Raw genomic sequence first — 14455 nt, forward strand, 5'->3', positions numbered from 1 at the left:
AGTTGCTACGCACCTAGTCAACATATCGCGATGCCAAAGGGGAATCCCCTTTGAAACCCCGCCAGCCGTTGGCTGTCAGGTGGTGCTCCGCACTTTAAAACTAGTTCACGAAAGAGTTTATGGCTGACGAAAAAAAAATAAAAGAGAACTTTGACGTTCGTATTAATTTCAGGATCACCGCATCGATGTCCGCCGAGCTAGAACTTCAGTTGGTTGCTGCAAATTTTAAAAAAAGCGAGTGGTTTCGCGAGGCGCTTATCAAAAACAAAACCAAAATTGTTGTTCGACACCGCAAATCAATCGATGCAAAACGCATCCTTTTTTTAGTTAATAAAGCATCTAACAACGTTAATCAGATTGCACATAATCTAAACATTGGTGTGAAAATTAATACCGTCGCCCCTCGCGCATTTGAAGCAACGTTTTTTGAGCTTAAAGTGTTAAACGATTTTCTAAGCACGGCGGCCAAAGTTGCTGATTAGAATTTCTGGTGGAAAAGATGGCATTGAGGACTATCTAATAAATGGCAAAAAGGCAGGCCGTGAGTTTTCACGCGACGAGCTAGACGAACGCGTTTTTTTGCATGGCGGCCTTTCCCTCACTAATTCCATTATTCAATCGATGGAAACAAAGCATGAGAAATATTTACACATTACGCTGAGCTTCCGCGAAGATAAGGTAGATGAAAAAGACTTGCAACAAATTGTAAAAGATTTCCAAGCCTTTGCTTTTTCTTCTTTCGGCAATGATGAGTTCAATTTCTACGCTGAGGCGCATCTACCCAAAATCAAGAGCTACATTGACAAGTCAACCGGCGAGGAGGTATTTAGAAAGCCACACATCCACATAGTTATCCCCAAAACCAACTTAATGAGTGGGCTTGGGCTAGATCCCTTTCCGCCTGTTAGAAAAAAATTACCAAATGGTAAATGGATCGTGGTTGATCAAAAGACCGCTTTCACGGATGCCTGGCAAGAATTCACCAACGCAAAATATGGTTTGCAGTCACCGAAGGATCATCCTCGCGTTAATTTCACCGACAAATCAGAAATCATCGGCAGAGAAAAAGGCGACCTGTTCGGGCAGCAGCGCCGTGACTTGCAGAGTTTCTTTTTAGACCAAGTGCTTGAGCGTGAAATAGAGAGTTGGGCAGAATTTGAAAAGATGCTGGGTGAGCATGGCCAAGCACGCGAAGTTAAAGGCCGTTACGCCACCTACATGCACTTCCAGCCAGAAACAGGTAAGGGCATCAACCTCAAACGCGTGTTTACTCAAGAGTTCATAGCATTGCCGACCGCAGAAAAACTTAAACGCCTAGCGCCAGAACTTCAAAAATCTTACGTGACGCAAAGCACTGCGCGTCGAGAGCCTGATCACATAGCCGGCACGCTGGCGTACTGGCACAGCATCAAAGCGCGTGAGATCAAGTATATCAATAGCGGCAGCCGCAAACGGTATGCAGAATACAAAGCTGCCGACGATGCTGGAAAAATCGTCATCCTAGACCAGCTAGAAACAAAATTTTATGAAAAACATAAAGCAGAGGTGGCGCCGGTTACCCCGAGCTTCACTCCAGATTTATCAAAATTAACACAACAACAACTTCAAAAAGGAATTGCACATGTCACAGGAACAGGAACCACCAGTCACTATAGCGACTACATCACAAACTTTGAACATGCTCCCCGAGGATCGCCGCCCCAAAGAAGAGGTGGCCTGTATGAATTGTCCTATGTCAGCATGGATGGCGACGGACAAGTCAGTGACCGCGTATTGCAGGATACTATATACAATCGTGTGGGAAACCAGCAACCCGGGCAAGGTCAGGATATGCGACATACCATACCAACTGGCGGCAGCCGCAGCGGAAGCGTAGTTGATCAATCGCTTAATGAATTGCACAAAGCTAAGCAAATCAACGCGGCCAGCAAAGAGTCGCGCACGCAAAAAATAAAGCGAGAACTCAATGCACAATTGTTGCTTGATGCGCTCGTAGAGTCACATGGCCTCGTTGCTGAAAAATACACCATCAGCAAAGGCGCAGATGGTGGCGACCGCATCCTTGCGGGCAAGCAAAATCTCAATGTTAGCGACTTTCTTACGAGGGAAATGCACATGCCCTGGGCGGAAGCCTCAAAAATTCTCAATGACGTTTACATCACACAAGATAAAACCAATGCCACGCTGTGGGAACAATTCAAAGTTTTCAATGCAGCTCAGAAAATTGAGTATAAAACCACCCGTGAAAAAACATCACCCTACCGCGCGTTGCAGGTAACAAAAAACAAAGAAGAGTTAGCAACCCTTAATGAATCTAAAAAACAAAACAGCAATGCCTTGTGGCAAAAATATAGGAACGATCCAGTCGCCTTGCAGCGTGAAAAAACCTTACTCATTAAAGCGCACCTTGACGCTAAAGCGACCCTGCAAGAAAGACAAAAATTAGACCTCGAACAATTCAAACTACCGAAAGCATTGGATTATACAGAGTGGCTTAAAGCACAAGAGCTGAGTAGAGAACATCAGCTTGCGCTTGATAAGGCAAACAAAACTAAGGCTGAAAAAGAAGAAGAGAGCGACTTCAGTATCAGGGGAATTAAAACCAAAAACATTACAATAGACATCCGCGACTTCAAGGCCGAGACAAATCCTTTAAGTGGCAATGTGCGCTTGATGAATCAAAAAGGTGAACTAGCGTTTGTTGTTACCGCTGATAGAATCAACGTGATACTGCAACGTGATACTGAATCGGTGTTGGCGGCGCTTCAGCTTGGCGCAGCAAAATATGGTAAGTTGAACATAACGGGAGACGATGAGTTCCAAAAACTTTGCGTTGAGTTGGCCGCGCAGCATGGATTCAAATTCGTTGATGAAAAACTTAACGATCAGGTTAAAGCAATCCGCGATGAGCGGAATAAAATTACAGCAACCAAACCAAAGCAAGAGCCAGCCGCCGCAGCTGCACCCAACCCAACAAAGGTGCAAAGCACCGCAGATGTTGAACTTGCAGAAGAGGTGCTTAGCACCACTGTCAGTAAAGAACTTGCGCCAGTTTTGCAGAGCTTAGCCGAGTTATTAGCAAGCAAGCAATACCAAAGCATCGACGGAAAATTTATGCCGATTGCCGATACTGCAAACGGAAAAGTTGTCGAGCATGTTCATACATCAGACGGCATCTACACAGTAGTAAACGTGGGCCGAGGCACATATAATCTGGTGAAGGGCACTCATGGTGTGATTGGTGTCACAAGCGACATTAAAAAAGGTATCGAAATTGTCAAAAAAGAGAAAGACGGCCGTGGCAGATAATTTCACAGTTTTCAAGCACCAAGGATCAACACTGCGCGACTGGCCAGTCGAGTGGGACATCAACCATGCCCGCAAAAAAATCACGCTAACTGCGCCTTTCATTTCAACCAGCTTGCTGATTTTGGCGTGCCAAACAATCGCCAAAAAACACCCTGAAGCTGAAAATTACGCATGGATTTTGAGCGTTGGCGAAACGCAATTCAGTATAGTTTTCGGCAATACTTTCGTAAACGCAGGCAACGAAATGTCGGCCAATCTAATGCCAATTGTGATTAATAAAAAGTTACTGTAACTTATTGACATGATGTTTTACCTCTGGTATTATTTAGTTACTGTAACTAAATGGATAAAATCATGAGCAACCAAATAAAAGAAGAAATGTTGATAGTATTAAAAAAGGGTAGAAAACCAGTTTACCCAACAGGCGCGATGACTGCATCGGAAAAGCAAAAGCGCGCTCGCACCAGGTCTTATATTGATTTTACAAGCGGCAGCATGGACGCAAAAAAAATAAGTACAAGTAATTTAATTGCCATGTTGCCTAAATTTTTTTCAAGCGAATCACTCATTGACGCTGAAACTAGGGCTTTTTATCTAAAGCGAGCTTTAGCTGAATTAACTAAAAGAAGTGCACTGCTTAATTAAAGTTACTGTAACTAAATACAGCTATAATCAACTAATTACGAATACATTAAAAGAGAAAGACGGCCACGGCCGATAAAAATGGGAAACTGGAATTTTAATGAAGTTGTTGTGATTGATCTCGAAGCCACCTGCTGGGCAACGCCAGAAGAGGCAGCACTCAACACGTCTGAAATCATTGAGATCGGTGTCTGCGTTTTAGATGCAACAACTGGTGAAATCAGAAAGCCAAGAGGATTAATTGTTAAACCACAATTGTCGATCGTTAGCGATTTTTGTACTGAGCTTACAAGTATTACACCTGAAATGGTGGAGCAAGGGATGAGTTTTGAGGATGCTGTAAACATTCTGAAAAAAGATTACGGAATTTCCAAAAAAATCGTTGCAGGTTATGGCAACTACGACCAGACCATGTTCAAACGTGAGTGCGAGCGAAGAATCATTAAGTTGCCGTTTGGACCCACTTATCTGAACATTAGCGCTATGGCGACCTTGAAGGCTAAAGCAGGCAAACGCTTGGGATTAAGTAGAGCTTGCCAAAACTTTGGCTTGCCGTTTGAAGGTCAATTACACCGTGGTGTGGATGACGCCGTAATGGCGGCAAAGGTTTTGTGGGAAATCATTAAGTAAAAATGACAAATAAAAAAACAAGATTACTACTTTTTTTCGACACGGAGTTCACTCATTTTATCGACATCGATCTAATCAGTATTGGTGTTGTGTCTCAGCACAGCCATGAGTTCTATGCTGAAAACGCTGAATACCAGAAAGCCTGGTGCAGTGATTTCGTCAATTCCGTGGTGCTGCCAAAGCTCCAAGGTGGTAAATATGCCATGCCTTACTCTCAGCTCCAAGTAAAAATACAATGCTGGATTTCAGGATTGCTCGAAGAGTACGCCTCAATATTATTCATTTATGACTACTGCGACGACTGGGATTTATTGATTGACTTGCTAACCGATTACCCGCAAATGGATAAGATTCAAGGGATAAAAGAAGACGTTTCTGATTTAGCTGAGCTATATTTTTTGGGTGAACATCCCAATCAGCATCACGCTTTGTTCGATGCGAAGGTGCTGATGAATGACTTCAAAATGAAATATGCAGATAGTGAGCCGAGGCATTAACAATGATCCTATTTCTTGACTTCGATGGCGTGCTCCACCCAAGTTCTGTCTTCCTCGAAAAAGGCCGCCCAGTGCTACACGGCGAAGGCGAATTGTTCATGTGGGCACCTTACCTAATTGAAGCGCTTGCACCTTATACGCACGTCAAAATCGTACTCTCGACAAACTGGGTGCGCGTGCGTGATTTTAGTCGCGTCAAAAGTGCATTGCCCAAATCGTTGCGAGATCGTGTCATTGGCGCAACTTGGCACTCCTCAATGTTGCGTGGAGACGATGATTTTTCGACGCGAACTTGGTATGACGATGCGACGCGTTACGAACAAATCATACGGCATGTGGCGCGCGCCAATATCTCGCAATGGATTGCGATCGACGATTTACACGAAAATACCGAAACTTGGCAGTTGGCACACGAAAAAAACTTTATTTTAACTAATCCTCAAAAAGGACTTTCTGATATAGCAGTTTTGGAGCGGCTACAGGAGTTGCTGACCTCAATATGAAAATTCACATCATTTCAGATCTACATTTGGAGTTCTCAAGATTCCAACCTCACTCCGCTTCAAATGAAGCCGATGTCATTGTCTTGCCTGGCGACATCGGCAAAGGCGTTCAAGGCGTTAATTGGGCGCGTGAGCAATGGCCGGACAAAGAAATCGTTTATGTCTGTGGCAACCATGAGTTTTATGGTTTGGAAATTAACGGTACGCATGCGCAAATCAAACAAGCCGGCATCGATAAAAATGTGCATGTGCTCGATAACGATGAAGTCATCATTGATGGCGTTCGCTTTCTAGGTTGCCCACTATGGACAGATTTCAAGTTGTTTGGGGATGCGCTGCAAATGGATTGCATGCTCCAAGGCGAGAAAGGCTTGAATGATTTCCGTTTGATTGCTATGGATGAAAGGAAATTCAGGGTGCAGGACAGTATCGATCTGCATAATGAGTCAGTTAAATGGCTAGAAATGAAGCTTAAACGTGAGTCCTTTGATGGGGCAACGGTTGTTGTCACCCATCACTTGCCTTCAACAAACTCCGTAGTAGCACGATTTAAACTGGACTTGTTGTCAGCGTGTTTTGCCTCCAATCTTGATCACTTACTTGGCTTCAGTGAACTATGGATTCATGGCCACACGCACGATAGTTTGGATTACGTTCAGGAAGGCACTCGTGTGGTCTGTAACCCTCGTGGTTATTCACGCTACGATAAAGAGTGCGGAAACAGCGAGTTTAATCCTAAGCTGATCATCGAACTTACAAAGACAGTAAAAATATAAGTAGAAAGGTTTTTTGTGATTAGCAGAATTATTTTTGTAAGCCGTATCGCCGCCGAGAATACCATTGGTTGGGAAAATTGGGCAGTGATCAGCATTAGCGAACCAGATTCGTCATTTGGCGAAGCCAAGTTGCTAGACGGCTGGTTTGCTGTACATCGGGCGTGTTTTCACGACGTTGATCCAGCTCGCCCATGTGGTGAGCCGCACGTGCTAATGAATGAAAAACATGCCAGAGATATAGTCGCCTTTATCCACGAAGTTGCACCAAACGTCGAAGGGATTTTGGTGCATTGTAAAGCTGGTGTGAGTCGATCTGCGGCTGTTGCAAAATGGATTGCCGACACCTACGACATGCCTTTTCCAACAAAATATGACGCTTACAATCGCTATGTGTATGCAAAACTCGCAGAAGCGAAATCGAACTTATTGCCGAGGGAAGGCTATACGCTTAAAGAGTTGGTAGCGCAATGTAACCCTAATGCACCTATGCCCGCTGAGGTATCTGATTGGGAAAACAATGGCTAGAATCACCCCGCTAAACCTCCATGACACGAATGCTGACACAAATAGGTTATGAATAGAGCGCAATTTCAATGACCAAAATGGAAACTAAAGAACAAAACTCACCGTCACTCATAGTAACCAGTGCGAATGCACTCATTGCGCTTGCGAACATGGAAAACGATGAGATACATATACTAACTGGTTTTGATGTCACTATTATTCCAGACATGGTGAGGCACGAACTGGCCATGCGCGTAACCGAACCAGGCGCAAAGAAATGCCTCAATTTTCTGCGAGAACGGGAATACCTAATCCGCATAGTGTCGAGTTGTGAGAGCTGCAAATACGTAGCTTTTAGCGGCAGTCAATCGCTGTAAAGTAGCGTCGTTGCTGTGAGGGGGATTTCTTAGCGTGATATATTTTCCGTATTGCCTCGTGACCACTTTCTTTTTGAACGCAAGCCACATAAAAACTTGTAGGGTCACAATCGGTTTATATTTTTTGGCTCCTAATGGAGCCTGTTTTTTTGTTATGATGTTGCTATAAGCTAAAATAAGATATTGATCGCTGTATTAAGGGTTGAAATGACAACGACAGAAGGTCAAATAGAAAAAGACTTCATCCAAAAGCTAGTACAACTCAAATACACCTATCGCCAAGATATTCGCGATAAAGCAACACTTGAGCAAAACTTCCGGGAAAAGTTTGAAGCACTTAATAGGGTTAATCTAACAGACTCAGAATTCGCACGCCTGCGTGATGAAATCGTCAATGCCGATGTCTTCACCGCTGCCAAAACACTGCGCGAAATAAACACCTTTCAGCGTGAAGATGGTACACCGCTACAATATACCTTAGTCAATATTAAAGACTGGTGCAAAAACGAGTTTGAAGTCATCAATCAGTTACGCATTAATACCGATAACAGTCACCACCGTTATGATGTCATTTTGCTGATCAACGGTATCCCCGTCGTACAGATTGAACTCAAAACGCTTGAAGTGAGCCCGCGCCGCGCCATGGAGCAAATCGTCGATTATAAAAACGACCCCGGCAATGGCTATACCAATACGCTGCTGTGTTTTATGCAGCTATTTATTGTCAGCAATAGAAGCAATACGCGTTACTTTGCCAACAATCATAATCAGCACTTTGGCTTTAATGCCGACGAACGCTTTTTACCGATTTATCAGCTTGCCAGTGAAGACAATAAAAAAATCACCCATCTGGACGACTTTGCCGATAAGTTTCTCGCCAAATGCACGCTAGGCCAAATGATCAGCCGCTACATGGTGTTGGTGGCCAGTGAGCAAAAACTGATGATTATGCGCCCCTATCAAATCTATGCGGTTAAGGCGATTGTTGATTGCATTCACCAAAACCGTGGCAATGGCTACATCTGGCACACTACGGGCAGTGGTAAAACGCTCACCTCGTTTAAAACTTCTACCTTGCTCAAAGATAACCCGTATATTGATAAATGTCTGTTTGTGGTAGATCGTAAAGACCTCGACCGCCAAACGCGCGAAGAATTTAACAAGTTTCAAGAAGGTTGTGTTGAAGAAAACACCAACACCGAAACCCTAGTGCGGCGCATGTTGTCAGAAGATTACGCCGATAAGGTGATTGTCACTACCATCCAAAAGCTGGGCTTAGCACTCGATGAAAACAGCAAACGTAACCAGCAGCACAAACAAAATGGCAAGCTTACCTATAAAGAGCGGCTAGAGCCTTTGCGCAATCAACGCATTGTGTTTATTTTTGATGAATGCCATCGTTCACAGTTTGGTGATAACCACCAAGCTATCAAAGGCTTCTTCCCCAATGCACAGTTGTTTGGTTTTACGGGCACGCCTATTTTTGAGGGCAACGCCAGCTACACACAAATTGACGGCACCGTAGGCTCGTTTAAAACCACTGAAGATATATTTCAAAAGCAACTGCACGCCTACACCATTACCAACGCCATTGATGATCACAATGTGTTGCGCTTTCATATCGACTACTTTGGCGAAGAAGCTAAAAGCAAAGCGCTGAAAGAGGCAGCGCCAAAAGATACAGACGCAAAAGATGCACAAGATAGCAAAGCAAAACGCAAACCTAAAAAATTGAGCACCATACCTGCACCCAAAGCTGTTGTAAAAGAGATATTGGATAAACACAACGCCGCTACCAATCAGCGCCGCTTTAATGCGCTACTGGCTACAGCCTCCATCAATAACGCCATTGAGTATTACGCCTTATTTAAAGAAGCCCAAGCCCAACGACAGTTAGACGACGATAGTTTTCAGCCCTTAAATATTGCTTGCGTGTTCTCACCGCCTGCCGAAGGCAATAAAGACGTGCAGCAAATTCAAGAAGATTTGCCGCAAGAAAAGGCTGATAACCTACAAGCGCCCGATGAAAAGAAAAAAGCGCTTAAAACCATAATTGCCGACTACAACATCCAATACGGCACTAACCACAGTATTAACGAATTTGATCTTTACTATCAGGATGTACAACAACGCATTAAAGATCAAAAATACACCAATGCCGATTACCCGCACAAAAACAAAATAGACATCGTGATTGTGGTCGATATGCTGCTCACTGGTTTTGATTCCAAATACCTCAATACGCTGTACGTGGATAAAAACCTTAAACACCACGGTTTAATTCAAGCCTTTTCGCGCACCAACCGCGTGCTAAATGACACCAAGCCCTATGGCAATATACTGGATTTCCGTTATCAAGAAGACGCCGTCAATGAAGCCATTGGCATGTTTTCTGGGCAAGACAAAGAGCGCGCCAAAGAAATCTGGCTGGTAGACCCAGCGCCAGAAGTCATTAAGCAATTAGACAGCGCCATTACCAAACTGAAAACCTTTATGGATGCACAAGGCCTCGCTTGTACGCCAGCAGAAGTGAACAACCTTAAAGGCGACGAAGCGCGCGGTCAGTTTATTAACCACTTTAAAGAAGTCCAACGCCTTAAAACCCAGCTTGATCAATACACTGATTTAAGTAGTGAGCAAAGCGAGAGTGTTAACGCGCTCATGGATGAAGAACAACTGCGCGGCTTCCGTGGCATGTACCTAGAAACCGCACAGCGCCTTAAAGCCCAACAAGCTAAAAGTGGTGATGACAACCCGGTGCAACAACTGGATTTTGAACTGGTGCTATTTGGCTCGGCCGTGATTGATTACGACTACATCATGGGCTTAATCGCCAACTACACCCAAAACAAACCCAGCAAGCAAAGCATGACGCGTGAGCAACTTATTAGCTTGCTTAGCGCCAGCGCTAATTTGATGGATGATCGTGACGATATTGTGACCTATATCAAGAGACTGCAAGTGGGTGAAAGCTTAAACGAGAAACAAATCCGCGAGGGCTACCTTGCCTTTAAAGCCGAAAAATCTGCCAAGGCGCTGGCCACTATGGCCGAAAAGCACGGGCTAAAAGCCGTGGCGCTGCAAACCTTTGTGCAGGGCATTATGAGCCGCATGATATTTGACGGTGAACAACTCAGTGATTTGTTAGCACCGCTAGAACTGGGCTGGAAAGCTCGCAGCAAGGCAGAACTAGCGCTGATGGAAGACCTAGTGCCACACCTTAATAAACTCGCCCAAGGGCGTGATATTTCAGGCTTAGCAGCTTATGAGTAAGCTAAGCGCCATAAGCACTGGCAACACCCAGCAAACCTTTAGCGAGCTGCTGCAACATATTCAGCAAGCACGGCAAAAAGCATTTACCCAAGTCAACACAGCGCTCATTGATTTATATTGGTTGCTGGGTAAAACCATCAGCCACAAAGTACAAAGCGAGGCCTGGGGCAAAGGTGTGGTGACAGAACTGGCGCACTACATTGCCCAAAATGCGCCGGAAATTAAAGGTTTTAGCGACAAAAACCTGTGGCGTATGAAACAGTTTTTTGAGACCTATGCCGCTGACGAAAAACTCTCACCACTGGTGAGAGAATTACCCTGGACACACAACACCATCATTTTTTCGCGCTGTAAAAGCGCAAAAAATCACGCTTATTACCTTAACATAAAAACGGCTACTCTTGAATTGGAGCGACTATGAACCCACTCAAACCTACAAGCCAACAGCAACATCACACCTTTGAAAGCATCAAACATATTGATGCCGAAGGCAATGAATTTTGGTATGCACGCGCATTGGCAAAAGTGCTCGACTATAGCGATTTCCGTAACTTTGTCACCGTTATTGAGAAAGCAAAAAAAGCCTGCGAACAAAGTAATGTAGAGGTTTCCGACCATATCGGTGAAGTCACCGAGATGGTCAGGATAGGTTCTGGCGCACAACGCCCCATGGAGTCTTATGCACTCTCTCGCAACCTATCGCCCACGCTTATTGCCCAGTACCAACTACAACTGCCCGATAAAAAACTGATTCAAGCAAAACTGCAGGAACTCTTAGCGCATGCGCTAGATAGCCAACCATGAGTAAACCAACAACAAAAACGCTAGTGCCTAAGCTGCGCTTTCCTGAGTTTCTGGATGCGGGGGAGTGGGAAGAAAAGTCTTTGGGGGAATTATCTCAAATAGTTCGCGGCGGCTCACCACGCCCAATAGATGAGTTCATAACAACCGAAACGAATGGATTAAATTGGTTGAAAATTGGTGATGTTAGTCAAGAGGCAAAGTACGTTACTCACACGCAAGAAAAAGTAAGTTTAAGTGCGCTGAAAAAAACTCGGGTGGTTAACCCTGGCGATTTAATACTTTCAAACTCAATGAGTTTTGGTAGACCGTACATTCTGAAAATAAAAACTTGCATCCATGATGGTTGGATAGCCGTTACGAAAATCAAGGGTCTAATCAATGTTGACTACTTGTACTATTCGATTTCATCACCAGCCAGTCAATCATATTTTTCAAACAATGCTGCAGGTAGTGGTGTTCAGAATCTTAATGCTGACATTATTAAGCTGCTACCTTCTCCACTTCCCAAGTTAGCCGAACAACAAAAAATCGCCGATTGCCTGTCTTCCATCGACGACCTCATCACCGCACACACCCAAAAACACGACGCACTCAAAGCCCATAAAAAAGGCCTGATGCAGCAGCTATTCCCCGCTGAGGGCGAAACCGTGCCCAAACTGCGCTTTCCTGAGTTTCGGGATGCGGGAGAGTGGGAGGAAAAGCAATTGGGAGAAGTTGCAACATTTGCAAAGGGCAAAGGTATTTCTAAATCGGATATTTCTCTGAATGGGTCGCAGCCATGTATTAGGTATGGTGAGCTTTATACTCATTACAAGGAAACAATAAACACTGTTATATCTTACACAGACATACCATCGAATGATTTAGTGTTAAGTCAAGCTAATGATGTGATTATTCCTGCATCGGGCGAAACCCAAATAGACATTGCCACTGCTTCATGTGTGTTAAAAAGCGGAATTGCACTCGGTGGCGACTTAAATATTGTTCGTACAAAAATGAATGGTGTTTTTCTATCTTATTACTTGAACAATGCTAAAAAGAAAGCTATTGCAGAATTGGCGCAAGGCATTTCAGTGGTGCATCTATATTCAAGCCAATTGAAAACACTCAATATCAATACGCCTAAATTGTCCGAACAACAAAGAATTGCTGGGTTCCTTTCTTCCATTGATGAACTCATTGCCGCACAAACCCAAAAAATAGACGCACTCAAGGCGCATAAAAAAGGCTTGATGCAGCAGCTATTCCCTGCCTCAATAGCGGAGTAAAACATGCAAGAACCCTATGTGTTGCCAATTCATTTCGACAACTTTCAGGGGAAACATGAAATTAACTCTGATTCGCTGCTCATCTTTGTAGAAGCTTACAAAGAAATAGCAGAGTTCTTTGGGCTAAGCGTTGATATACAAATTGGTGTACCTGAAGAAGGTGGATGGAAGACAAAATTAACTATAAGTGCTTTTGTATTAGGTACTTTGAACTTTATAGGTATTGATAATTTATCTATTCTTTTAACAGGAAAGGAGTCTAAGGAGTGGTTTCAAAATGCGCATGAGCGTCTTGTAAAAATTAATGAATTTATCACCCAAGAGGCGAAAAATATACCTGATGAATTCCCCAAAGAATGTACCAAACAGAAAAATAAAATGTATCAACAGTTTCAAAAGGATGGTTGCATAGATAGTTTTCATTTAGGTGGTTATCTGCCCATTCCACGAGCTAATTTTCACCTTTACATCAAAAAACTACCTGATGAAGAGTGCTTGTATTTAGGCGAAACAAATATTACTGTTCATAGTCCAGACTGGAAAGGAAAGCGTTCTTGGCGTGGAAAAATTGGAATCATTGAAGACAAAGAAAGCGCCTTTGATTTTGATAAAGACTTAACTGGGAAATTTTGGGAAATGGTGAAGTTGGACAAGCTACTACTACATACAATTGGTGACGTCATGCGGGTGCAGTTAGTAAAACGACCTGCCAATAAAGTCAAATACTTGGTTGTTCGAGTATTAAGTTATAACAACGAAGAAATTGATAGTTTAATTAGTGAGGAAGATATTCGTAAATTTGCGATATTTGACCTTCAACAAACCAATGTTGGCAACAAGCCACACCAGACAGACTTTTTTAATTTGTTAGAACAAAAACCATGACTGAACACAATCAAAAACAACCCGGCATTACCTTCTCCGTTATCTCTCAGATAACTCGCTACTAAAAAAGAATGAGGGGCTAAGCCATGGATAAACAGTTGCAAAGCCTGCAACACAATCTCGAGGCCGTTGTGCAACGCGCAGATGCGGAAGGCGTTGAATTTTGGTTTGCTCGCGATTTACAAGCCCACTTGGGTTATGCGCGTTGGGAGAATTTTCAAACCGCCATCAATCGCGCTATAGAATCCTGTGAGGCCTCAGGGCAGGCGGCTTCAGATCATTTTCGTGGCGTCACGAAAATGATAGATTTAGGTAAAGGGGGCAGGCGCGAAATTGATGATTTTATGCTCACGCGCTATGCCTGTTATCTTATCGCGCAAAATGGTGATCCACGTAAGCCAGAAATTGCTTTTGCACAAAGTTATTTTGCTGTACAAACGCGCAAGCAAGAGCTAATTGAAGACCGCATGCAACTACAGGCAAGAATGGATGCGCGTGAGCGTCTAAAGGAGTCTGAAAAAGCACTGTCACAGAATATCTTTGAGCGCGGAGTGGATGATACTGGTTTTGGCCGTATTCGCTCACAAGGTGATAAGGCTTTATTTGGCGGTTATACCACCCAAGCAATGAAAGACAAATACGGTATTGTGAAAGAGCGCCCACTGGCTGATTTTTTGCCCACCTTAACCATTGCTGCCAAGAATTTGGCAACTGAAATGACCAATCATAATGTTGAACAAGCCAACTTGCAGGGCGAGCGAGCAATCACCCATGAACATATACAAAACAATGTGAGTGTGCGCGACATGCTTGGGCAGCGTGGTATTAAACCCGAAAGCCTGCCCGCTGAAGAGGATTTGAAAAAACTGGAACGACGCGTGAAATCTGAAGAAAAGAAGTTGGCAAAAACCACTAAAAAACTACCCCCGCATTCTGATGATAATGAATGAGCAGGCTCACTATGGCTAACCCACTGTCTAAACCACG

The 14455-nt window shown here is 43.8% G+C and carries 15 protein-coding genes; all 15 read left to right on the plus strand.

Annotated features, from left to right (window positions below; genetic code table 11):
- Positions 1 to 119: 119 nt before the first annotated feature.
- The 15 genes from mobC (at position 120) to dinD (ending at position 14418) form a co-directional block, all read left to right on the plus strand.
- Complete coding sequence (mobC, locus tag PSV17_RS03280; protein WP_300479667.1) at positions 120 to 482, plus strand: plasmid mobilization relaxosome protein MobC; 363 nt, start codon at positions 120 to 122, stop codon at positions 480 to 482.
- A complete protein-coding gene (locus tag PSV17_RS03285; protein WP_300479668.1) occupies positions 472 to 3309 on the plus strand; it encodes an LPD7 domain-containing protein in 2838 nt (945 codons plus the stop codon). Before mobC ends, PSV17_RS03285 begins: the two co-directional genes overlap by 11 nt.
- Positions 3299 to 3601: a hypothetical protein gene (locus PSV17_RS03290; protein WP_300479671.1), complete on the plus strand. Its 303-nt coding sequence runs from the start codon at positions 3299 to 3301 to the stop codon at positions 3599 to 3601. The genes PSV17_RS03285 and PSV17_RS03290 overlap by 11 nt, the downstream gene beginning before the upstream one ends.
- A gap of 62 nt (positions 3602 to 3663) precedes the next feature.
- Positions 3664 to 3954: a hypothetical protein gene (locus tag PSV17_RS03295; protein WP_300479673.1), complete on the plus strand. Its 291-nt coding sequence runs from the start codon at positions 3664 to 3666 to the stop codon at positions 3952 to 3954.
- Positions 3955 to 4032: 78 nt separating this feature from the next.
- Positions 4033 to 4581, plus strand: a complete 549-nt coding sequence (locus PSV17_RS03300; RefSeq protein WP_300479675.1) for a 3'-5' exonuclease — start codon at positions 4033 to 4035, stop codon at positions 4579 to 4581.
- A 2-nt stretch (positions 4582 to 4583) separates the two neighbouring features.
- On the plus strand, positions 4584 to 5078 hold the full coding sequence (locus PSV17_RS03305; protein WP_300479679.1) for a hypothetical protein: 495 nt from the start codon (positions 4584 to 4586) through the stop codon (positions 5076 to 5078).
- A 2-nt stretch (positions 5079 to 5080) separates the two neighbouring features.
- Positions 5081 to 5581 carry an HAD domain-containing protein gene (locus PSV17_RS03310; protein WP_300479681.1) on the plus strand — a complete coding sequence of 167 codons (501 nt, stop codon included), beginning with the start codon at positions 5081 to 5083 and terminating at the stop codon, positions 5579 to 5581.
- Complete coding sequence (locus PSV17_RS03315; protein ID WP_300479683.1) at positions 5578 to 6357, plus strand: metallophosphoesterase family protein; 780 nt, start codon at positions 5578 to 5580, stop codon at positions 6355 to 6357. Before PSV17_RS03310 ends, PSV17_RS03315 begins: the two co-directional genes overlap by 4 nt.
- Before the next feature lie 15 nt (positions 6358 to 6372).
- Entirely contained in the window at positions 6373 to 6882 is a 510-nt protein-coding gene (locus tag PSV17_RS03320; RefSeq protein WP_300479686.1) for a hypothetical protein, read from the plus strand.
- A gap of 563 nt (positions 6883 to 7445) precedes the next feature.
- Complete coding sequence (locus tag PSV17_RS03325) at positions 7446 to 10511, plus strand: type I restriction endonuclease subunit R (protein WP_300479689.1); 3066 nt, start codon at positions 7446 to 7448, stop codon at positions 10509 to 10511.
- Positions 10504 to 10932, plus strand: coding sequence for a DUF1016 N-terminal domain-containing protein (locus tag PSV17_RS03330; RefSeq protein ID WP_300479690.1), 429 nt, complete (start codon positions 10504 to 10506; stop codon positions 10930 to 10932). The genes PSV17_RS03325 and PSV17_RS03330 overlap by 8 nt, the downstream gene beginning before the upstream one ends.
- Complete coding sequence (locus tag PSV17_RS03335) at positions 10929 to 11315, plus strand: BRO family protein (RefSeq protein ID WP_300479691.1); 387 nt, start codon at positions 10929 to 10931, stop codon at positions 11313 to 11315. Before PSV17_RS03330 ends, PSV17_RS03335 begins: the two co-directional genes overlap by 4 nt.
- Positions 11312 to 12583 carry a restriction endonuclease subunit S gene (locus PSV17_RS03340; protein ID WP_300479692.1) on the plus strand — a complete coding sequence of 424 codons (1272 nt, stop codon included), beginning with the start codon at positions 11312 to 11314 and terminating at the stop codon, positions 12581 to 12583. Before PSV17_RS03335 ends, PSV17_RS03340 begins: the two co-directional genes overlap by 4 nt.
- 3 nt (positions 12584 to 12586) lie before the next feature.
- Positions 12587 to 13468, plus strand: a complete 882-nt coding sequence (locus tag PSV17_RS03345) for a hypothetical protein (protein ID WP_300479693.1) — start codon at positions 12587 to 12589, stop codon at positions 13466 to 13468.
- A gap of 86 nt (positions 13469 to 13554) precedes the next feature.
- Positions 13555 to 14418, plus strand: a complete 864-nt coding sequence (gene dinD, locus PSV17_RS03350) for a DNA damage-inducible protein D (RefSeq protein WP_300479694.1) — start codon at positions 13555 to 13557, stop codon at positions 14416 to 14418.
- Positions 14419 to 14455 lie beyond the last annotated feature (37 nt).

This window comes from Methylotenera sp. (assembly GCF_029946165.1).
Lineage (GTDB): Bacteria > Pseudomonadota > Gammaproteobacteria > Burkholderiales > Methylophilaceae > Methylotenera.

Bases quoted from the DNA above. Each gene is read 5' to 3' on its own strand.
- mobC (WP_300479667.1), top strand. From the start codon at position 120: ATGGCTGACGAAAAAAAAATAAAAGAGAACTTTGACGTTCGTATTAAT.
- PSV17_RS03295 (WP_300479673.1), top strand. From the start codon at position 3,664: ATGAGCAACCAAATAAAAGAAGAAATGTTGATAGTATTAAAAAAGGGT.
- PSV17_RS03325 (WP_300479689.1), top strand. From the start codon at position 7,446: ATGACAACGACAGAAGGTCAAATAGAAAAAGACTTCATCCAAAAGCTA.
- PSV17_RS03330 (WP_300479690.1), top strand. From the start codon at position 10,504: ATGAGTAAGCTAAGCGCCATAAGCACTGGCAACACCCAGCAAACCTTT.
- PSV17_RS03300 (WP_300479675.1), top strand. From the start codon at position 4,033: ATGGGAAACTGGAATTTTAATGAAGTTGTTGTGATTGATCTCGAAGCC.
- PSV17_RS03310 (WP_300479681.1), top strand. From the start codon at position 5,081: ATGATCCTATTTCTTGACTTCGATGGCGTGCTCCACCCAAGTTCTGTC.
- PSV17_RS03340 (WP_300479692.1), top strand. From the start codon at position 11,312: ATGAGTAAACCAACAACAAAAACGCTAGTGCCTAAGCTGCGCTTTCCT.
- PSV17_RS03335 (WP_300479691.1), top strand. From the start codon at position 10,929: ATGAACCCACTCAAACCTACAAGCCAACAGCAACATCACACCTTTGAA.
- PSV17_RS03315 (WP_300479683.1), top strand. From the start codon at position 5,578: ATGAAAATTCACATCATTTCAGATCTACATTTGGAGTTCTCAAGATTC.
- PSV17_RS03305 (WP_300479679.1), top strand. From the start codon at position 4,584: ATGACAAATAAAAAAACAAGATTACTACTTTTTTTCGACACGGAGTTC.
- PSV17_RS03345 (WP_300479693.1), top strand. From the start codon at position 12,587: ATGCAAGAACCCTATGTGTTGCCAATTCATTTCGACAACTTTCAGGGG.
- dinD (WP_300479694.1), top strand. From the start codon at position 13,555: ATGGATAAACAGTTGCAAAGCCTGCAACACAATCTCGAGGCCGTTGTG.